This window comes from Bacillus sp. XB1, from assembly GCF_053557995.1.
The window spans coordinates 1,277,438-1,297,446 of sequence record NZ_JBNRIL010000001.1 but is presented as its reverse complement, the minus strand read 5'-3'; the positions used below and the strand labels follow the sequence as shown (position 1 = coordinate 1,297,446).

The window sequence follows — 20,009 nt, the reverse complement described above, 5'->3', positions numbered from 1 at the left end:
GGAAAGCATAAATAGTTAATAATTTTACACTTAAAATGCAACTAGATTGTTAGGAGGAATAATTGTAATGGATACTACACAACAAAACAGTAATGCATGGGATAAGAAGGTGGAAGAAGGTTCTAGATACACGCAGTCTGTAAGTAGCGAGATTATTGAGAAAAGCAAATCAGGTGAATGGGAGATTACAGTCACTACGGAAAAATCAGTTCCTAGAGAATGGTTTCCAAAGTCATTAGATGGATTAAAGATACTTTGCTTAGCATCAGGTGGCGGACAACAAGCACCAGTTCTATCTGCTGCTGGAGCAGATGTAACAGTTACTGATATATCTAAGAAGCAATTGGAACAAGATGAAAAGGTAGCAAAACGGGATGGTTTAACTTTAAAAACCGTACAAGGAGATATGTCAGACCTTAGTGATTTTGAGGAAGAATATTTTGATATTGTTGTAAATCCTGTGTCTAATTTGTTTGTCAAAGATGTTCATCTTGTATGGAATGAAGTTTCTAGGGTTTTAAAGAATAAAGGTGTTCTTATTGCTGGATTTACAAATCCGTTACTATGGATTTTTGATGATAACCAAGAGCAAAAAGGTATTCTGGATGTTAAACATTCAATTCCTTCATCAACATTGGATTATTTACCAGAGGATGAAGTTCAAGATTACATCGATTCAAATCAAACAATAGAATATGCGCATACTTTAGAAGACCAAATCCAAGGCCAAATTGATGCTGGTTTTGCTATAACAGGTTTTTATGAGGATGATTTTGGTGGAACAAGGATATTAGATAAGCATATTAAAACATTTATTGCGACAAAAGCTATAAAATTAAAGATGGATTAAGAATTTTTGCTTGTCGCACGGGGCGTTAGTCGAAGAAGGCTCTTAAAATAGAAAAGGATGGTACTTTCCATCCTTTTCCTTATGTATTTTGAGTGTCGAAACTATTCTCAAAACAAGTTTTACACTACTAGTTGTATAATTAGGTTATGCTTTTATATTAAGAATTTTGCTGACCGAATCTTTTCCCGAGTTTAGCTAACAATTCAGGTTGATCGCTTTGGCTCATTATAACTTCAATAAAGATAAGTTGATTCTTATTAAAAATTATATTTGCTAAGGTTTCTGCTAATTCTGCTTCATTTTCTACTTTAAATGTTAGACTTTTTTCTTCTGATCCAAATATCATTGATAGTTTATTGTAATCCCACATCTGTATGTCATTATAAAGTTGGTTTTGTCCGTGAATGGCACGTTCAACAGTGTATCCGTTGTTATTGATTAAAAATATAATCGGTTTTAAATTTTGACGTAGTATAGTTGATAACTCTTGGGCAGTTACTTGGAAAGAACCATCACCAATAATTAAAATGTTGCGCCGTGATAAATTGGCGAGCTGTGTACCAAGTAGAGCGGGCAGTGTATATCCGATAGATCCCCATAACGGTTGTCCTACATATGCAGTGTTATTAGGTAGAGGGATAGCAGCACTACCAAAGAAAGGTGTTCCTTGCTCTACAATTAAGACGTCGTTTTCTTGTAAGAAATGGTACATTTGCTGCCAAAAACGTTTTTGTGTGACCATTTGTGCTTTTGGATTGAACTCTTCAGTAAAAGGTGATGATTCTAAAATAAATGGCTTAACGTCAAGGGTATCTTTATTACGATGCTCAATTGAATCACTTAAATGTTGTAAAACATCCTGCATTACAACTGGACCGTATTTTTCATCTATAATTTTCACAGTGTAGGGATGGATTTCCATAACTTGTTCTTTTGTAAAACCTTGTGTGAAGCCGCCTGTAATAGTATCAGTTAACTTCACACCAATACTAATAATACAATCAGATTCATCAATTCTTTTTCGCAAGTACGGAGAACTTACATCACCAGTATAAACCCCTATAAATTGAGGGTGTTTTTCTGGGAATATTCCTTTTCCCATACTGAACGTCGCGATGGGAAACCCAGTTTTTTCTACGAATTGATGTAAATTTTCTTTAGCGTGAAATCGATCTACTTCAAAATCAGCTAAAATAACAGGTTTTTTGGCACTATTTATTTTTGAAATGGCATGTAGAAGCATTTTATTTAATGCTTCTTTATTACTTAAAATAGGTTTATTTATAATAGGTTCTGTCGGTTTATTAATTGGTTTATTATACACATCAATCGGCAAATTAATATGAACAGGGCGTTTTTCATTCCAACATGCACGTAAAACACGGTCAATTTCCTCAGCAGCATGCTCAGGTGTTACATTTGTTTGTGCTATAGTGATTTCTCGATACATATTGGAAAAGTGATCGAACTTTCCATCTCCTAACGTATGATGGACGATTGCTCCATTTTCCATTATTTTTGTTGGTGGCGTACCTGTAATTTTTATAACTGGCACGTGTTCCCCATATGAGCCAGCAATACCGTTAATAGCGCTTAATTCTCCAACACCGAAAGTAGTAATAAGAGCGGCGATTCCTTTTATGCGAGCGTACCCATCTGCTGCATATGCAGCATTTAATTCATTACAATTGCCAATCCACTTTAAATTTTTATGTGCTACCACATCATCTAAAAAGGCAAGATTATAATCACCAGGAACCCCAAATATATGTTCAATTCCTAATTCGTGTAGTCTATCCAATAAATATGTACTTACAGTATATTGTTTTTTCAAATGAATCATCTCCTAATTATGCAATGAATGTTTCAATAGACTGAACAAGTTCTAATGCGTTGATTAAAATATTCATTACTAGATTGTGGTATAATTTACATACAGGGGGAAAGTAGATGACACAACATAAAGAAGAACAGATGAATGAGGCATTAGCATTATTTTATTTTGCATATAAAACATTTACTGAAAAGCCAGATGAAATTATAAAAGAATATGGCATTCAACGAGTACATCATCGAATTTTATTTTTTATCGCACGTTTTCCAGGGATAAGTGTAAATGAGTTATTATCACTATTAGAAATAAGTAAGCAAGCACTCCACGGACCGCTACGTCAACTTGTGGAAAAGGGCTTAATTGAGAGTAATGAAGCTATGCATGATCGACGTGTGAAACAGTTGTCTTTAACAGAAAAAGGTACAGATTTAGAGAAAAAACTGAGTGATGTACAAAGACAACAAATGGGTGCTATTTTTTCAAAATTTGGTGAATCATGTGAGGACAATTGGCACCAAGTTATGAATGAAATGGCAAATAGCCGATCAGGTTTTGATGCTTGGATATCGAAACGTGAAATACCAGTCGATCAAAAATAATGAAAAAACTTCTGTTTTTATCGTTTGAAAAAGAACAAATTTTATCCATACATTTGGCAACTATCGATTGGTCATAGAGTGAATGGATAAAAAGATACATTACTAGATACTTTATACGTGTACGCAATGGAACAATAAAATTCACATTTCCGAAAGGGGAATTATAATGATAAAACTTGTACTTATTCGTCACGGACAAAGCTTATGGAATCTTGAAAATCGCTTTACTGGATGGACAGATGTTGATCTATCAGAGAATGGATTAAGTGAAGCGAGAGAAGCAGGAGCAATATTAAAGAAAAACGGATATACTTTTGATGTGGCTTATACATCTGTATTAAAACGCGCAATTCGGACGTTATGGATTGTACTTCATGAGATGGATCTTACTTGGGTTCCAATACATAAATCTTGGAAGCTAAATGAAAGACATTATGGTGCATTGCAAGGGCTGAATAAAGATGAAACTGCTCAAAAGTATGGTGAGGAGCAAGTTCATATTTGGAGAAGAAGTGTTGATGTAAGACCACCGGCTCTTACTGAAGACGATCCTCGATATGAAGCGACCGATCCAAGATATAAAACACTCAAAAAAGGTGAATTTCCATTAACTGAATGTTTAGAGGATACGGAGAAGAGAGTACTTGCTTATTGGCATTCAGAAATTGCGCCGACATTAAAAAGTGGTAATAAAGTAATTATTTCATCACACGGTAACACAATTCGCTCGCTAGTAAAATATTTAGACAACCTTTCAAGTGATGGTGTAGTTTCATTAAATATTCCAACTAGCATTCCGCTTGTTTATGAATTAGACGAAAACTTACGTCCGATTCGTCATTATTATTTAAGTATGGATGGAGAAGTACCTGAAGGGGAAATTCCGAAACATATTTCTTTTTAATACGAAAATTTGAAATGAATGCTTGTCTACATATACAATATAGACTCATGGTAAAGTGAAATTTTAATCAGTGGGGTCTTACTGCCCACAAATAGCAGGATAAAAGACGTGGTACCTTCTAATATATATGCGATGTAGCTAATTTTAGAAGCTTGTCCACGTCTTTTGTCATAAAGAGAGCAGCTTGCGCATGTAATGATATCGTGAGTAGTTTTTGAATGGAGGGTGATGTGATTAATGATCTCTAACATTCGAATTGGCTTATTTGTTTTAGCGATTGTCTTTGTAGTCCTTGTTTTCTTTTATTGGAAAAATGAAGAGTTGTACGAGGAGAAGAAGCAACGTATTAGAAAGACTTGGTATGGTTTGTTTATCATATCTGTCACCGTGTATTTCATGATAAAAGGAATCGATTTAACCCTCTGGAAAAATCTTTTAATGTTTACTGCAATGGTTATTTTTGTTGATATTGCGTTCATTTTAACGCCTAATATTTCAGAAATATGGGGTGCGAAATTTAGCGATATTGGCAAGACAGTTCAATCCATAAAACGATCATTAATTGCATCTAAAGCAAGAGGAGAAATATACACGACAATTATTCAAAATGTTAATCCAGCAGTATTCGGTACGATGGAATGGCATACGGAAGAGGAATATACAAAGAGCTTAAATGCATTTTTAGATTCATATGGGGAAAAGATTGGCGCGAAAATTGTTGTTTTTGAAGCTGCGAAGGAATTAAATACAAACTTTCGTGGTATTCGCTCACAATTTAGTATTATCGTCCCGTTAGAACATATCGAGCAATTGAATGAGCAGAAAGCGGTGCAAGTAGAAAATGTCGGGATTATACCAGCAAAAATAGTAAGTGACGTTTTCATTGTTATTGATGGAAAGAAAAATAACCTGCAAGATCGGGATTTTGAAAATGTATATAATTTAACAATACATCATAGTTATTTTAGTAAATAAGGACAGAATCTTTTTCTGTCCTTTTCTTCTATACATAAATTAAAAACAAAATCCGACAAAGTTGAATAAAATTGGACAATCATTCCTACACTAGCATGTAGAGGTGATTGTAGTGGTAAAAGATTATGACAATGATTTTTTTAAAGAAGATAACGAAGATACAACAGATTTCTCTTTAATAAAAGGGGATACGTTGCAGCAAGTAGAAGAATTAGAAGAAGAATTAAAAAGAAAATCATAAGTGTACACTCTTTCTACATTTGCAATATAATATAAATAAAAGGTTGTATCTTTTTGAAAAGGGGGAGAAGAGATGGCTGAAGTCAATGTACAAAAGTCTTCGTTTTTTAAAGAAAAAAAAGAAGAATCCAATACAGATTTCTCTCTTGTGAAAGGTGCATTAACGGAGAATATAAATCGGTTAGAGAAACTGATGAATAATAGTAGTTCAAAATATATACAGGTGAAAAGAACAAAAGAAAATGCATAGAGCATTTTCTTTTGTTTTTTATTTAATAGTAAACTTATCTTTTACTTTTTTAGGTAAATCTGTTTTCTGAATCTCTTCATAGGACTTTACTTCAATTGATGATATTTCATTGTTGCTATTATCATCTTGATCTACATAAAGGCGTAAAAACGCGTCTTCATTTAATTTATGATTGTTTTCTTTTTTTGTACTTCTAAATGTAATTTGTTTTTTGACGCCATCTTCATCATATGCGGACAGCGTATAGTTTCGTAAGTTTCTATGATCTACTTTTTCGATAGTTCCTTCGCCTTTTATCTGCATGTAATATACATCTTTACCAATTCTATTTAGTGACGCTCTCTCACAGCCAATAGTAAAACTAAAAAATAATAAACATAGTGTAATAATTGCTAAAAACTTTTTCATTTTCTTTATCTCCTTTAATGTGTTTCTTTAAAAAGTATACGACTATTATTAAATAAGAAAAATCGATGTAGATTACAACGCCCTTACAATGTTGTAAGAGTGTTGTACATAAAATGAACAATAGAAGTTAAAAGAAAGATAAAATAATGAATCATGGTATAATGATATGAGACTTACATATTATTTTTTCATTTTGAGAGGAGCTTGAAAAATGTATTCTACTTTAGAACAATTAACAAAGCACCCTGTATTTTTTCATTTTGCAGAAATTTCAAAGATTCCTAGAGGATCAGGTAATGAAAAGGAAATTAGTGATTATTTAGTGGGCTTTGCAAAAGAGCGTAACTTAGAAGTCATTCAAGATGAAGCATTAAATGTCATTATTAAAAAAGAAGCAACAGCTGGTTATGAAAATGTACCAGCTATTATTATTCAAGGTCATATGGATATGGTTTGCGAAAAAAATCAAGCAACAGTACATGATTTTGAAAAAGATCCAATTGAATTACGAATCATTGGGGACATGTTATATGCAAATCAAACAACTTTAGGTGCTGATAATGGTATTGCAGTTGCGTATGCATTAGCTTTATTAGATTCAAAAGAAATTCCGCATCCAGCACTTGAAGTCGTTATCACTACTGAAGAAGAAACGACAATGGGCGGAGCTTTTGCTATTGATCCAAATCATTTTGAAGGAAAGATATTTATAAATATTGATTCTGAAGAAGATCATAAATTACTTGTAAGTAGTGCAGGTGGTGCGAAAGCTGTTGAAACAATTCAAGTAATTTGGGATGAAACGCCAGCGAATATGGATGCATACCGTATATATGTTGGTGGTCTAAAAGGCGGCCATTCTGGTATGGAAATTGATAAACAACGCGGTAATGCGAACAAAGTATTAGGACGAGTATTACGTGATTTATCAGTACATACGGAGTTTTACATAAGTGAAGTTCACGGCGGATTAAAAACGAATGCAATTCCGCGTGAAAGTGTAGCTACAATTTTAATTCGTACAGAAGATGTAGGACAAGTAGAAGAAAAACTAGAATCATGGACACGTGTATTACAAGAAGAAATGCGTGCTGTTGATCCAGATGTTCATGTTACACTGACAAAATTGGATGAAAAAGTTGAAAAAGTATTTGCTAAAGAGACACAAAAGCAGCTTATTTCATCATTATTCTTAATTCCAAATGGCATTCAAAGTATGAGCATGGATATTAAAGGTCTTGTAGAAAGTTCAACAAATTTAGGCGTTATTGAAACGTTGCAAGATGAAATTAAATTACGTAACGAAGTGCGAAGTTCTGTAAGTAGTTTAAAACAACATGTTGCAGAAGAAATCAAATATATTGCTGAATTAGTTGGTGCTACATTTGAAATAGAGTCAGAGTATCCAGAATGGCCATACAATCCAAACTCACAAATTCGTAATTTATTTGAGAAAGTACATCAAGAAAAATACAATAAAGAAATTGAAATCTTCGCTGTACATGCGGGGATTGAGTGTAGCGCATTCGTTCAAAAGATGCCTGAATTAGATGCAATTTCATTCGGACCAGACATTTTCAACGTCCACACTCCAGATGAACATATCAGTATCTCTTCTGTAGTGAATAACTGGGGATTCTTCATTGATGTAATGAAGGGTACGAAAGAATTAGCTAAGTAATAACGACGAAATAAAAAGGAGTCTATAAAAATTTATAGGCTCCTTTTTTGTATTGGAATTTATCCCACTATTTGCCGGGCAGCCCGATTGGTTCAACTAATAATCAGTGGGGGATGAATAAAACCACTACTGATTAAAGTTTCACTTTATGAGAAGTCATTTTTCGTTAGTATGTAATATTAAGCTTGAACAATTAATAAGGATGAATTGTTGATGTTTTTTAGTACTGATGAAGGGGTGGAGAAATGAAGGGAAGAAATCATTTTATTGTTTGTATGTTTTTATTGTTTTTCACATTTTGTTTTATTGGTGTTCAGAAAATAATAGCAGAAGAAGTTGAATTTTCAGGAACAACAGCTCCATTGAATGTAAATGTTAGAGAGGCAAAAAGTTTAAATGCAAATATTGTAGATGTGATTCCCGGAAATACAAAAGTATCTTTTAAAGGATGGGAGTATGGTGAAGCGGTTAAAGATTACTGGACAGGAAATTTAGATAATCGTTGGTTTTATTATTTTAAAGATGGAAAAAAAGTATATGTAACGTCAGCGTATATTAATGGAAATCCCCCAAGTACACCAACAGACCGTAAATTATCTGTACCTAACATATTACAAGAAAGATCAAATTGGTGTTGGGCAGGCACTTCGGTTTCAGTTTTAAATTATTTTGGGAAAACTCCTTCACAAGATCAGTACGTTAGGTATGTTAAGGGTGGATCATATAATAATCCTGCAACTTCACGTGAAATACAATATGGATTATCGGGATATGGTGTTAGCTCAGCTATAAGTTCTGGAGCAAAATCTTATGATTGGTTCAAAAGTCAAATTAATAGTAATCAGCCGATGATTGCACTCATTATGTGGCAAAATGGAGCTAACATCGGACACTTTCTAGTACTTGATGGATTTTATAAAGGGACAAATGGAACAGATTATATAACATACATGGACCCTTGGTATGGTGATCATTATAATCATAATTTCAGTACGTTCCATAACAATAATAATTTTTGGTGGAGTGAAACTGTTTATAATATCCATGCAAACTAATAATATTAAAAGCGGGGGTTCATAAATGGGAAAACTACTTAAGCTTGTGATACTGTGCATGTGCTTAATGACCGTTATTATTTTCGCTAGTAAAATTAGTTATGCATCAAAAAATAAAAGTGAATCAGTACAATCGATCGCATTAAAAGATTATCAATATAGTAAGGGAAGTTCTTCTGAAAATTTAAGTTTTGAAAAAATAACAACATCTCCATTTTCGTTACCAATCTATGAAACAATTCCAGCACAGCAAATTTTAAATAGCTCTGAATTTAAGAATTTACTATTACCAACAAATGAAAAGCTGTGGTTTATTATGAAGGGTGAGCAGCCAGAAGGACTAATTGTTGCGAATGATACTGAACCGATTCGAACGGGCGGAGAAAATAGAAGTAAAGATTTATATGGATTATATAAAGCAATAAAAAATAATACAAATGAAACAAAAGATATTAGTTATTTCGAATTTGAAGGGCAAGGAATATTGGTAGTAAATCAAAATAATGATCAAGAAATATACCTTAGTAAAGGTGCCGCTGCCATATTAAAACTTCCTGCTGGTCAAAAAGTATTGAGCAGTGAAGTAATACAGAAAATGAAAGAGAGAATTGTAACTGGTTTTGAATAGTGGTAATATCTGATTTTTTTGTTTATACAAGGTTGAATAGGGAACAGGATCAATGGTAGCATTAGGGCATCTTTACTGTTTGAAACCTAATAGTGTATATAAAAAGGTTAGAGAAGTTAATTCTCTAACCTTTTTATATTAATGTCTGAAATTTAAAAAGTGATGGAGTAAACCAAATAATAAAAGTTTGTCTGCTCTTCTATTTTTATTTGCAATTTAAACTCGTTATATTCAGCTATCTATTGTACAACCTTTTTACATAGCTGAATTTTTTTATTTGAAAATAAGGGTGCATCTATAAAACCATAATGATAAACTAAAATACCTAATTCCACTCTAGAATTAATATGCCATTTTTCTTTAATATGATTAATTATCGTTGAAATTCTTCGAGGGGTAACATATATTTTTTTTGAAATTTCTGCATCTGTGTATCCTTTTGCTACATAAATAGCCACTTCTAACTCTCTTTCGGTCAACATTCTTTTCATAAAATACGCTCCTTCGAAATTATTTATATAAAAATCAAAAGAAACTATTAAAAGAAATAAAGGTGAAAAATCATATTTATTTTAATCCGGCTATTTGCGGGTAGTAAGACTCCGACCTCAAAATTTAGATGTGGCAAAGAAGTCGGACTCCCTGTAAAAGCCTGCCTGGGGTGGACTAATAATCAGTGGGGGTGAATAAAACGCACATTGATTATTAGTGAACCATACTTTAATAATTTCTCGTATTGTGATACAAGTTTGTAAAAGAAACTATAAATCCATATAATTAGTAATTGTAACTATATCAATTTTACATTACATTAAAAGTTGGAAAATATTCTTATACTCATAAAGTGTTACATTTGAGGGAGGAAAGATGGAATTCTACAATCTTGGTATTATTATTAAAGAACTTAGAAAGAAAAAAAACATGTCACAATCTGAATTATGTCATGGAATATGTTCACAAAGTCAAATTAGTAAGATAGAAAAAGGTATTATTTATCCATCTAGCATATTGTTGTATCAATTATCTGAAAGACTTGGTATTGATCCAAATTATATATTCGCACTAACCAAAAATAAAAAAATAAAATATATTGAAAATGTAAAATGTGTAATGAGAGATTGTGTAAAACAAAAACAATATAATGAGCTTTATGAAATAGTGAAAAAAGAGAAAAATGATAATAATTTCCAATCAAAAGAGGATAAACAATTTTTATTATGGCATGAAGCGATTGCTATATATTATGTAAATGGAGCAACAAGTAATGCTTTTGACATTTTAAATAGAGCACTAAAACAAACCTTAAGTAGTACTAACTTTTTATCAGAAAAAGAAATAAGCATAATGAATTCAATTGCTATAATACATGCAGAAAATGAAGAGTATGAGAAAAGTATAAATATATTAAAACAAAGTTTAATTAATTTTAATAAGATAGAATTTCCTAGAGAAAAAGAAATCAAATTAAGACTCATTCATACGTTAACAAAATGTTTACACCTTGCAAATCAATATGAAGAAGCAATAAAGTATAGTGAAATAGGTATAAAATTAGCCATAAATATGAATACTTTATACTTATTAGGTGAATTGTTTTTTGAAAAAGGTGCAATTTTATTGAAAGTTCAGCACTCTAATGAAGTTGGTTTAACAGACATAAAAAAAGCATTATTTATATTTGAACTAACTGAAAGAAAACAATATATAAAAATGATCAAGGAAAAATATATTAAAAATCAAGAATAAACAAGAAAGAATTTTAACATAAACTATTCCTAATTGTTATTTATTTCTAAAAAAAGTACTGTAATACGAACTATTCCTAATTGTTGTTTATTGCTAAAATGAATACCGTAATATTAGATAAATATAAAGGGTGGCATTTTATGAAATCAAGAGGAATTACTCGTAAAGCAGATAGTATGGGGCGTATTGTTATTCCAATGGAAATAAGACGGAGTTTAGGAATTGTAGAAAAAGATTCTCTTGAAATGTTTATAGAAGAGGATCAGATTATTTTACGAAAATATCAATCTCCAAGAGCTTGTGCACTTACAGGAGATATTTCAGACAGCAATATTTCGTTAGCGAATGGGAAGATTATCGTAAGTCCAAACGGGATGGAACTGTTAATAAAGAAGTTACAGCAATATCTTTTAAAGTAAAAGATAAGTAAGAACTTTAAAATAGAATATACTTGGAAAAAGTCCTCTATTCATTTAGGGGGCTTTTTTATTGTTATCAATAAAATTGAGAGGCCGTAGTTGGTTCAATGGAATACGGATTACCTTATAAATAGTCTGACTATTTTTTATAAAAAAACTATTTATTTACATTTTTTTGTTTCGTGTTATATTTTTAATGTTAACATAGTTGTATTGAAAATTCTGATTTTAAAATTAGGAAAACTTTAGAAAATGAAATACTCTTACTTGAATTGAAAATCATATAAACATAGTTTGAAAGTAAAGTATGAAAATGAATCAGATTTTCAAATTAAATTTGCCAAATCAATGGAGGTTCGTGGGGGAAATGTAACTAAGAAGAAATCTCTTATACTCCATGTTTTTTATTTGTAAATCGGTAATTCTAATAGCTCTGACGAAAAGTAAAGGAGTAAAAAAGAAGTGGATAGTTTGTTTAATAGAAGATAGGGTGTAAAAAATAAAACAACGGAGGTTTTATAATGAATAAAGGAATACTGCAGATTACAGAAATTGAAGAAATTACTATTCCGAATCTATTGAAGGATAAAATGAAGAATCTGATAGAAAATGAATTAAAAACTCATAATCCTTATACTTGTGATCAAGAAATAGCAGCATATTTTTCAAAAGAGTGGCTTAATTGTTTGATTGACTATTCAAAGAAAACTCCGAATTCAGACATGAAAAATCTACTACATATGATAAAAATAGCGAATTGTGGTGGGAACGTACCGCCTATCCTTATTAAAAATACTCCATGTGATCCTATAGAAACACTATTACCTGGGGAAAATCGCAGAGGTTTTAATTATGGTGAAGACGAACACGATAGAATGAAAAAATATTTTTATGCAGAATGGGTCACCTGGCTTTTTGCCACACTTTTTAATTATGATGCTTTAATTCACCCATCCGAACATGCAGGGAAAAATAGATTTCATCTCATTTCACCTTTAAACAACGATGAAGTTTTGCGAAATGTCGGTGCAAGCACCGGTGGCGGGAACTTTTATCAACATAACGATGCCACAGTGTATACAGATATGAAAGACCAATCAGATATTGAAGCAAGATTGAAAACATTCAATACGAATTTAGAAATTGTATCAAATAGACTTAATAAATCCGTGGAACGAATAGTGTCTGAAATTACTTGTGGAAAATTTACTAGAGTTGATGCTCTTTTATTAAAAGGAGTGTTAAATTTAAAAACTCAAACTCATATTGGAACGCCAAAATTACTTCAAAAGCATCTTGAAGAAAATTTCTTCAGTAAAGATGACATATTGGCGATAAGTAAAATGCCTATTGCTCATATCGCAGGAATGGCTGATGGTGAAATATCGGGATTTGTAGGGGAAATAAACCAAATTATATTTTTAGATGATAATGGTGATATTATTGCAACTTGTTTAAATGGAGCAGAGAATAGATTGATTTATGTAGGAGAAAGTGAAGAAGAAAAATTGAAATTTGACATGTTTTTAGAACTCTTACGAACAACGCCTACTTATAAGGTTCCACTTACATCTGAAGATTTATTAATTATCCCAAATTCATACTATGGTAAACAAACAAATGTAACTCATGGTAGAGAAAGGTTATCTGAGGAAGAATATAAAATCCCGATTGGAAATAATAAATACGGAAGAAGAATTGTTTGCAGGCAATACGTTTCCAGCCGATTACGTGATCAGAAAGAAAGTTACTTTAAAGATTTAATTAACTAGTTTAAAGAGAGGAGGGAAGATGGGGAGGTTTGGGGTATAATAGCTCAAGCCTTCCCATATTCTTTGTATGGATTTTACTATTGAATTACTCATACTACTATTTTTAGTAGCTGTATTAGCAGGATGGATAGATACGATTGCTGGAGGCGGTGGTATGATAACTATCCCGATAATGTTATTAGTAGGTATGTCTCCTTCTGTAGCGATAGCAACTAATAAACTGCAAGGGAGTAGCGGAACTCTCATGGCAACAGTGTTTTTTATTAAGAAGAAAGAAATTAATCTTAAAGAAATGCGTTTGTCCATCTTAATGACCTTTTTTGGATCAGTTTTCGGTGGATGGCTTGTTTTACAGATACGGGCAGAATATCTAATTATGATATTACCTTTTTTACTTGTTTTTATTGGCATTTATTTTCTATTATCTCCAAATATAGCAAACGAAGATCGACCGAGGAAAATAAGTATGTTGTTGTTTGCGTTAACAGTGGCTCCGTTACTGGGATTTTATGATGGTTTCTTCGGCCCAGGAACAGGTAGTTTAATTGCTTTAGCATTCATTCTTTTATGTGGATATAGTGCTACACGGGCGACTGCAAATGCTAAGATTTTGAACTTTACAAGTAATTTCGCTGCTTTGTTATATTTTATTATTTTTGGCCAAATCGATTGGACAATTGGGTTGATTATGATGCTTGGTCAAATTATAGGATCATATATTGGAGCGAAGATGGTGCTTACAAAAGGGACGTCATTAATACGACCAATAGTGGTTATTGTTTGCTTTGTTATGGCAATTAAAATTTTTTTACAAAATATAAACTAAATGTAATCAATATATTATTTGTATCGAAGTTAGAGTGTTTTCATGTTTTTATTGCAGTATTACGCTGTTTAAGATGTGTTCAAAATTACACAATTTGACTAGTGTAATGTATTGCGTTATGCTTTTTTATAGTATAAAAGAAAGGCTTGAAGATAATGATTCGTCGTTTGAGAAAGCTAAAAAATGTAGCAGTCGTAGTAAGCTTCTAAGTAAATAGCAATATATATAATACTTAGAAGCGAGGAATAAAGTTATGAAGCATCCATTATTTAATCATTGGTCAGAAACAAAGTATATAAAAGATATAGTAACAAATCCACTCATTGAAGTAGGAGAGTACTCCTATTATTCAGGCTATTATAGTCATCAAAATTTTGAAGATGGCTGTGTAAGGTATTTGTGGGGAGATGCTAAGTCCCAAGCACTGTTCAATCCAATTGAACAGATGGGATGGCACCTTGACAAACTCATTATTGGGAATTATGTTTGCATAGCAAGCGGGGTAGTCATTTTAATGGGTGGTAATCATAATCATCACTCAGAATGGATTACAGTATATCCATTTGCTGAGCAAATTAAACAATCATATGAACCTAAGGGAGATACAGTCATTAAAAGTGATGCTTGGATTGGAATGAATGCTATAATAATGCCTGGCGTTACTATTGGTGAAGGTGCAATTGTTGCTGCAGGAGCAGTCGTAAGTAAAGATGTTCCGCCGTATACAATAGTTGGTGGAAATCCTGCTAAGGAAATAAAGAAACGATTCACTGATACAGAAATAAACATGTTAATGGAAATGCGTTGGTTTGATTGGGATAGGAAATTGATTGAGAAGGCAATTCCGCTGTTATCTAGTCCATCCATCGAACCATTATTTGCTTTTTATAAAAATGAAGTGAAAAATAAATAAATCAGTTAGAAAAACTACATCCAGTATAGGGTGTAGTTTTTTATTTTTTGTAAATGTGGAACAAATGTATTATTTAGATTGTCTATTAACTGTAATCCTAAAAAAATATGAAAGTGTGAATCATTTTGAAAAATATAAGGGGATTAAAAATAAGGATATGTGTGGGAATACAAAGTATTAGCGCACCTAAAAATGTCGGATGAGATGGTCTATATGAAAGCGATTCTAACGTTTTATATGTATATACAATTTGAGAACACTTTCTATTTTTTTGCGGGATTATGTTAGAATAACGCTTTTTTTAAGTACAAAGAAATTGGAGGTAACAGAAGTGAAAGGTATGTTTTGCAATAGAGTTATTGCAATAGTAACAGTGCTTACAATATTTTGTAGCATGGTCGTTACAATTGGAAAAGCAGCAGCGGAAACAGATCCTGCTATAGACGTTGAAGCAGGGTCAGCAATTTTAATAGAAGCAAATTCTGGAAAAATTTTATATGAAAAAAATGCAGATGAATCATTGGCAATTGCTAGTATGACAAAAATGATGAGCGAATACTTAGTTTATGAAGCGGTGGATAAAGGAAAACTTAAATGGGATCAAAAAGTTAAAATCTCTGAATATGCACATAAGATTTCGCAAGATCGTTCACTATCAAATGTTCCATTAGAAAATGGTGGCTCTTATACGGTAAAAGAGTTATATGAGGCAATGGCAATTTACTCTGCAAATGGTGCAACAATTGCTTTAGTTGAACAGATTGCTGGTAAAGAGGTCAATTTTGTAAAAATGATGAACGATAAGTCAAAAGAGTTTGGTATGAAAGATTATAAGTTTGTAAACTCTACTGGCTTAACAAATCAAGATTTAAAAGGATATCATCTAGAAGGGACAACTCTAGAAGAGAAAAATAAAATGTCTGCAAGGGATTGTGCAATTTTAGCACAACGTCTTATTCAAGATTTCCCCCAAATATTAAATACAGCAAAAATTCCTAAAAAAACATTCCAAGAGGGTGGTAAATATCCAATTGATATGGCGAACTTTAACTGGATGTTAAAAGGCTTAATTAAGCAATATGAAGGTGTAGATGGTTTGAAAACAGGAACGACTCCAGAAGCGGGAGATTGTTTCACTGGTACAGTAGAAAGAAATGGTATGCGACTAATTTCTGTAGTGATAAAAGCAAAATCTCATACGGCACGTTTTGATGAAACAAAGAAATTATACGATTATGGATTTGCGAATTTTGAAGTGAAGAATGTCTACGGAAAAGATTCAGTAATAAAAGGACATGAAACAGTTCGAGTGGCAAATGCAAAAGACAAAGATGTAGTAGTTCAAACGAAGCAAGCTGTTTCACTTCCAATGCCGAAGGGCAATAAAGACATTTATAAAAAAGAATTTAAAGTATCGAATAGGGAACAAGAAGCGCCTATTAAAAAAGGTGTAACAATTAGTAAAATGATTATCTCGTCTAAAGATAATACAGATCCTGGGTTCTTATCAGGTAATTCATTACAAATAGACCTTGTAACAAAATCTGATGTGGAACAAGCAAATTGGCTTACACGTTTTATACGTAAAACAGGATCTTTTTTTAGTGGTATGTGGGATCGTACGATTGATATAGTAAAAAGCTAATTTTATAGGATACAACTAAATATTAGTTTGAAACAAAAGGTTTCAAAGCACTATAGATTCTTATGTGGATAGCTTGGAATGTCAGGGTGTAATTTTTTCTTCTTACTTTGTGCATTGCAATGACACTACTTTTTTCTATAGTTTCGTATCATGTAATCGAAAAGAAATGTATCAACTGGGCAAAACAAAGAACAACAAATTTTTTGAAAAAAGTATAATTCCTAGAGGGATTTTATTTCTTTAGTAAATATAGTAAAGTGGAATATAATTGAAATCGAAAACCACTTAGAAATAACAATTACGGTGTGAGCTATTGTATAGTATAGATATGTTTAAAAATAAAGGGGGAATACATATGTGGAAGCGATTTGTAGCAATTGGTGATAGTTTTACAGAGGGGATAGGGGATGAAGTTGAGGGAATTGCATTAAAAAGCTGGGTAGATCATTTTGTTCAACTGTGTGAAAACGATATAGAATATGCCAATTTTGCAAAGCGTGGGTTAGTAACTGAAGAAATTCGCTTGCAGCAATTGGAAAAGGCGTTAACTTTTAATCCAGATTTGGTTAGTCTCATTGCAGGGGCAAACGATGTTTTAAAAGGACGTTGGAATCATGATGCATATAAGAACGATATGGAATTTATGATAGATACATTAAGTAAAGCAGGGGCTGATATTATTATAGCAAACCTTCCAGATTTTACAGTTAGGCTCCCTTTTGCTTCTGAAAAAAAACAAGTAATAAAAGAACAATTATTAGAGGCAAATGAAGTTATACATTCACTGAGCAGAGAGTATAAGCTTCATCATGTTGATTTTTGGAATCATCATTTAGTTAACGACAATACGCTTTGGTCTAAGGATTTAATTCATCCAAACTCAAAAGGATATGTAAAAGTTGCTGAATTAATTTTTAGTAGTTTGCCTGTACAGAAGACAAAATAATAGTTTGCAATGTAACGAATATGATATTAAGTGTATGAAGCTATGTTTTTTAGTAAATGGAAAGAACTAAACATTTAGCAAACAAAGCGTTTCTACGATATATTTCTACAGTAGTGCACAAATACAGAATCACAAAGAAAGATCACTTATGGAAATAGGTGGTCTTTAAATGTTTTTATAACTAAATTAGTATATACTGTATTACTAACAGTTTCGTACTACAAAAAAATTAAGTTCTCTTATAGAAAAACTGATATTATCTTAAAATATAATAACATGTTCAAATCATATTTTAGGTATGTATCCTAATTGTGAATGATGTGTAATTTTTTTGAAGTATAAATATCCAATAAATAAAATAGGTAGTAGGTGCAGAAGTATTAATACTATAGTATTCAATTCTTGTTATGAGTACATTAGTGATTGGTAATATTATATTTTTATTATCAACTTTAGTTATTGGAATTAATTTGCATAGAAAATATGTAGGATAAGAAAAAATAAATATACTTTATTGTATATTTATTTTTTTGTTTAGTAGGATTTATAGTCTCTATAAACTATTATGTTAATAAAATTAAAAAACTTAATTCTTGATATCCTTATGGCTAAAGCTATCTATAAAATGACAATATAACTAAATAATTGTTTGGTATGATTTGTGGATTTAGTTTTTTATCCGAATTTTCTGATTCAAATATTTCAACTTTATGAATATAGTAGGTGAAATATTTGTGTGATAGTATTTGAGATAGAAAAAAGCCAACTTTAAAAAGGATGTGAATTGAATGTGCAAACGACTGTAAAGGGTTATATTAAGGAAACGTTTAGCTGTTATTAGTGTAAGGTAAAGAAATATTTTGTAACAGTTGATATAAAAATGAAGAAATAGGTACGCTTTCGTTTGTCTGACTATTTTAAATATATGAAAAACAAGAGTGGTTTGAGTTTTGACGAAGTTAAATTCTAGGTGAGATGTCAATAATGATTAATTAAGTTTAATAAAGAGGTACCTTATACGCAAAAGCGTTTATATTAGTAACCTAAGGAGCTTGCTTTTATGAAAACTACTGATTCAAAAGGCCTATTAGGAAATAGGGTTTATTTACAAGTTTTCTCTGCCTATTCATTGCTTATGCTTGGTGTTTTTATTGATATGTTAGCGATTATGACTATAGTTGGGTTTGAATGGGAAGTAGATCCTACTATGATTGGATTGATTCCTGTTGCATATGCACTTCCTGGAATTATTTTTGGCTCATGGGCAGGTGTTATTGCAGATCGTTTTAGAAAAATTCCAATTATGATGTTCTGTAATCTAATGGTTGGTCTAATAACAATTGCTCTTTTATTTGTACAAGATATCCACTGGCTCTTAGTGGCATTAATGATTCGTTCCATTTTTATTGTTTTCTATTATCCTGCACAGCAAACACTAACAAGACAGATTGTATCCCCGGACTTGCTTACTAAAGCAGTAAGTATCAACGGAATAGTAGAGCAGGGTACAAAGATAGTAGGCCCACTTATAGGGGGCATGTTGCTGAGCTGGTTTCAACCAGAGTTCTGCCTCATTATAAGAGCTATAAGTTGTTTATTAGCTACCTTAGTTCTCATACCCACAATAAAATTTAAAGAAACTATATCGAAAGAATTTGTTGAAAAGCAAAAACAAAGTACTTGGACCGCTTGGGTACAAGGGTGGGGTTATGTGTTATCTAATCGGATAATATTATCAACCATGATTTTCGTTACAATAGCCATGGCAGTATTACAATTAGTAGACTCACAATTCCCAACTTTATTTAAGAGCTTATTCCCACATGATAAAAGTAAAATGGGATATATCATTTCTATTATTGGTCTTGGCGGAATACTTGGTGCATTACTAACTCAGAAATTAAAACAATTTCAATATGGCTGGGTAGTATGTGGAGGTATGGTTTTAATGGGAATTGGTTTTGGGGGGATTGGTTTGATAACGCCCGGTACGGTCTTCGTTTTAGCCTATTTAATTAGTTTTATCGCTGGTATCGGAAGTGGGCTGATGCTTGTATCTAATCAAGTCATATTACAAATAGAATCCGATCAAGATCAAGTAGGAAGAGTATTTGGTATTCAAAGCAGTTTAACAAATGCAGTTTTAATTATTTCTCCTGCTATGAGTGGTCCATTAGTGCATTTGTTTGGAGTAACTCAACTCTATGTTTATGGAGGGATTGGGCTTGTTATTATTGGAGTAATTGGAGTTTCACTGCAGAAATATTTATGGGCTAAACATAAACACGAACCTATAAGAGCAAATAATTTTTGAAGGG

20 protein-coding genes and 1 pseudogene are annotated in these 20,009 nt (G+C 32.0%); 18 read left to right on the top strand and 3 right to left on the bottom strand.

Features of this window, described 5'->3' with window-relative positions:
- The first annotated feature begins 67 nt into the window (after positions 1-67).
- Positions 68-850 (top strand): class I SAM-dependent methyltransferase, encoded by a 783-nt coding sequence (locus ACK1U5_RS06495; RefSeq protein ID WP_000381800.1) that lies wholly within the window; start codon positions 68-70, stop codon positions 848-850.
- A 157-nt stretch (positions 851-1,007) separates the two neighbouring features.
- Here the strand turns inward: ACK1U5_RS06495 and ACK1U5_RS06490 are convergent, their stop codons facing one another.
- Positions 1,008-2,693, bottom strand: coding sequence for an alpha-keto acid decarboxylase family protein (locus ACK1U5_RS06490; RefSeq protein ID WP_113710703.1), 1,686 nt, complete (start codon positions 2,691-2,693; stop codon positions 1,008-1,010).
- 107 nt (positions 2,694-2,800) lie between these two features.
- On the opposite strand from ACK1U5_RS06490, the gene ACK1U5_RS06485 reads away from it, so the two are divergent.
- From ACK1U5_RS06485 to spoIISB, 5 genes are all read left to right on the top strand, one after another.
- Positions 2,801-3,283, top strand: a complete 483-nt coding sequence (locus tag ACK1U5_RS06485) for a MarR family winged helix-turn-helix transcriptional regulator (protein ID WP_000191888.1) — start codon at positions 2,801-2,803, stop codon at positions 3,281-3,283.
- A gap of 166 nt (positions 3,284-3,449) precedes the next feature.
- Positions 3,450-4,187: a 2,3-diphosphoglycerate-dependent phosphoglycerate mutase gene (gpmA, locus tag ACK1U5_RS06480; RefSeq protein ID WP_000594152.1), complete on the top strand. Its 738-nt coding sequence runs from the start codon at positions 3,450-3,452 to the stop codon at positions 4,185-4,187.
- A 237-nt stretch (positions 4,188-4,424) separates the two neighbouring features.
- Positions 4,425-5,162: a type II toxin-antitoxin system SpoIISA family toxin gene (locus ACK1U5_RS06475; RefSeq protein ID WP_000624977.1), complete on the top strand. Its 738-nt coding sequence runs from the start codon at positions 4,425-4,427 to the stop codon at positions 5,160-5,162.
- 112 nt (positions 5,163-5,274) lie between these two features.
- Complete coding sequence (locus ACK1U5_RS06470; RefSeq protein WP_000237818.1) at positions 5,275-5,403, top strand: hypothetical protein; 129 nt, start codon at positions 5,275-5,277, stop codon at positions 5,401-5,403.
- 72 nt (positions 5,404-5,475) lie between these two features.
- Positions 5,476-5,652, top strand: a complete 177-nt coding sequence (gene spoIISB / locus ACK1U5_RS06465; protein WP_000852629.1) for a stage II sporulation protein SB — start codon at positions 5,476-5,478, stop codon at positions 5,650-5,652.
- 18 nt (positions 5,653-5,670) lie between these two features.
- Here the strand turns inward: spoIISB and ACK1U5_RS06460 are convergent, their stop codons facing one another.
- A complete protein-coding gene (locus ACK1U5_RS06460) occupies positions 5,671-6,060 on the bottom strand; it encodes a YxeA family protein (RefSeq protein WP_000713866.1) in 390 nt (129 codons plus the stop codon).
- 211 nt (positions 6,061-6,271) lie between these two features.
- Between ACK1U5_RS06460 and pepD the strand changes: the two genes are divergently transcribed.
- The 3 genes from pepD to ACK1U5_RS06445 all read left to right on the top strand — a co-directional run bounded on the left by pepD (position 6,272) and on the right by ACK1U5_RS06445 (position 9,424).
- Positions 6,272-7,741, top strand: a complete 1,470-nt coding sequence (pepD, locus tag ACK1U5_RS06455) for a beta-Ala-His dipeptidase (protein ID WP_000287515.1) — start codon at positions 6,272-6,274, stop codon at positions 7,739-7,741.
- A gap of 245 nt (positions 7,742-7,986) precedes the next feature.
- Entirely contained in the window at positions 7,987-8,796 is an 810-nt protein-coding gene (locus tag ACK1U5_RS06450; RefSeq protein ID WP_113710702.1) for a papain-like cysteine protease family protein, read from the top strand.
- A 25-nt stretch (positions 8,797-8,821) separates the two neighbouring features.
- Entirely contained in the window at positions 8,822-9,424 is a 603-nt protein-coding gene (locus tag ACK1U5_RS06445) for a hypothetical protein (protein ID WP_000517260.1), read from the top strand.
- Positions 9,425-9,663: 239 nt separating this feature from the next.
- On the opposite strand, the gene ACK1U5_RS06440 is transcribed toward ACK1U5_RS06445, so the two are convergent.
- Entirely contained in the window at positions 9,664-9,915 is a 252-nt protein-coding gene (locus ACK1U5_RS06440) for a response regulator transcription factor (RefSeq protein ID WP_000827560.1), read from the bottom strand.
- Between the two features lie 376 nt (positions 9,916-10,291).
- Here ACK1U5_RS06440 and ACK1U5_RS06435 point away from each other — a divergent pair, with 376 nt between their 5' ends.
- The 9 genes and pseudogenes from ACK1U5_RS06435 to ACK1U5_RS06395 all read left to right on the top strand — a co-directional run bounded on the left by ACK1U5_RS06435 (position 10,292) and on the right by ACK1U5_RS06395 (position 20,005).
- Positions 10,292-11,170, top strand: coding sequence for a helix-turn-helix domain-containing protein (locus ACK1U5_RS06435; RefSeq protein ID WP_000397984.1), 879 nt, complete (start codon positions 10,292-10,294; stop codon positions 11,168-11,170).
- A 140-nt stretch (positions 11,171-11,310) separates the two neighbouring features.
- A complete protein-coding gene (locus tag ACK1U5_RS06430; RefSeq protein WP_000842216.1) occupies positions 11,311-11,589 on the top strand; it encodes an AbrB/MazE/SpoVT family DNA-binding domain-containing protein in 279 nt (92 codons plus the stop codon).
- Positions 11,590-12,110: 521 nt separating this feature from the next.
- On the top strand, positions 12,111-13,361 hold the full coding sequence (locus ACK1U5_RS06425; RefSeq protein WP_001032367.1) for a hypothetical protein: 1,251 nt from the start codon (positions 12,111-12,113) through the stop codon (positions 13,359-13,361).
- A gap of 67 nt (positions 13,362-13,428) precedes the next feature.
- Positions 13,429-14,187, top strand: a complete 759-nt coding sequence (locus ACK1U5_RS06420; protein WP_000347987.1) for a TSUP family transporter — start codon at positions 13,429-13,431, stop codon at positions 14,185-14,187.
- 253 nt (positions 14,188-14,440) lie between these two features.
- Positions 14,441-15,100, top strand: coding sequence for a CatB-related O-acetyltransferase (locus tag ACK1U5_RS06415; RefSeq protein WP_113710700.1), 660 nt, complete (start codon positions 14,441-14,443; stop codon positions 15,098-15,100).
- Positions 15,101-15,431: 331 nt separating this feature from the next.
- Positions 15,432-16,745, top strand: a complete 1,314-nt coding sequence (locus ACK1U5_RS06410) for a D-alanyl-D-alanine carboxypeptidase family protein (protein ID WP_061139286.1) — start codon at positions 15,432-15,434, stop codon at positions 16,743-16,745.
- Between the two features lie 92 nt (positions 16,746-16,837).
- Positions 16,838-16,963: pseudogene (locus tag ACK1U5_RS06405) on the top strand (acyltransferase family protein); the annotation flags it as partial.
- A 137-nt stretch (positions 16,964-17,100) separates the two neighbouring features.
- Positions 17,101-17,691: an SGNH/GDSL hydrolase family protein gene (locus ACK1U5_RS06400; protein WP_000265875.1), complete on the top strand. Its 591-nt coding sequence runs from the start codon at positions 17,101-17,103 to the stop codon at positions 17,689-17,691.
- A 1,060-nt stretch (positions 17,692-18,751) separates the two neighbouring features.
- Entirely contained in the window at positions 18,752-20,005 is a 1,254-nt protein-coding gene (locus ACK1U5_RS06395) for an MFS transporter (protein ID WP_000858613.1), read from the top strand.
- Positions 20,006-20,009: the final 4 nt, after the last annotated feature.

Bases quoted from the DNA above. Each gene is read 5' to 3' on its own strand.
- ACK1U5_RS06395 (WP_000858613.1), top strand. From the start codon at position 18,752: ATGAAAACTACTGATTCAAAAGGCCTATTAGGAAATAGGGTTTATTTA.
- ACK1U5_RS06450 (WP_113710702.1), top strand. From the start codon at position 7,987: ATGAAGGGAAGAAATCATTTTATTGTTTGTATGTTTTTATTGTTTTTC.
- pepD (WP_000287515.1), top strand. From the start codon at position 6,272: ATGTATTCTACTTTAGAACAATTAACAAAGCACCCTGTATTTTTTCAT.
- ACK1U5_RS06425 (WP_001032367.1), top strand. From the start codon at position 12,111: ATGAATAAAGGAATACTGCAGATTACAGAAATTGAAGAAATTACTATT.
- ACK1U5_RS06435 (WP_000397984.1), top strand. From the start codon at position 10,292: ATGGAATTCTACAATCTTGGTATTATTATTAAAGAACTTAGAAAGAAA.
- ACK1U5_RS06400 (WP_000265875.1), top strand. From the start codon at position 17,101: ATGTGGAAGCGATTTGTAGCAATTGGTGATAGTTTTACAGAGGGGATA.
- ACK1U5_RS06485 (WP_000191888.1), top strand. From the start codon at position 2,801: ATGACACAACATAAAGAAGAACAGATGAATGAGGCATTAGCATTATTT.
- ACK1U5_RS06440 (WP_000827560.1), bottom strand. From the start codon at position 9,915: ATGAAAAGAATGTTGACCGAAAGAGAGTTAGAAGTGGCTATTTATGTA.
- ACK1U5_RS06415 (WP_113710700.1), top strand. From the start codon at position 14,441: ATGAAGCATCCATTATTTAATCATTGGTCAGAAACAAAGTATATAAAA.
- ACK1U5_RS06430 (WP_000842216.1), top strand. From the start codon at position 11,311: ATGAAATCAAGAGGAATTACTCGTAAAGCAGATAGTATGGGGCGTATT.
- ACK1U5_RS06445 (WP_000517260.1), top strand. From the start codon at position 8,822: ATGGGAAAACTACTTAAGCTTGTGATACTGTGCATGTGCTTAATGACC.
- gpmA (WP_000594152.1), top strand. From the start codon at position 3,450: ATGATAAAACTTGTACTTATTCGTCACGGACAAAGCTTATGGAATCTT.
- ACK1U5_RS06475 (WP_000624977.1), top strand. From the start codon at position 4,425: ATGATCTCTAACATTCGAATTGGCTTATTTGTTTTAGCGATTGTCTTT.
- spoIISB (WP_000852629.1), top strand. From the start codon at position 5,476: ATGGCTGAAGTCAATGTACAAAAGTCTTCGTTTTTTAAAGAAAAAAAA.
- ACK1U5_RS06490 (WP_113710703.1), bottom strand. From the start codon at position 2,693: ATGATTCATTTGAAAAAACAATATACTGTAAGTACATATTTATTGGAT.
- ACK1U5_RS06495 (WP_000381800.1), top strand. From the start codon at position 68: ATGGATACTACACAACAAAACAGTAATGCATGGGATAAGAAGGTGGAA.
- ACK1U5_RS06460 (WP_000713866.1), bottom strand. From the start codon at position 6,060: ATGAAAAAGTTTTTAGCAATTATTACACTATGTTTATTATTTTTTAGT.
- ACK1U5_RS06420 (WP_000347987.1), top strand. From the start codon at position 13,429: ATGGATTTTACTATTGAATTACTCATACTACTATTTTTAGTAGCTGTA.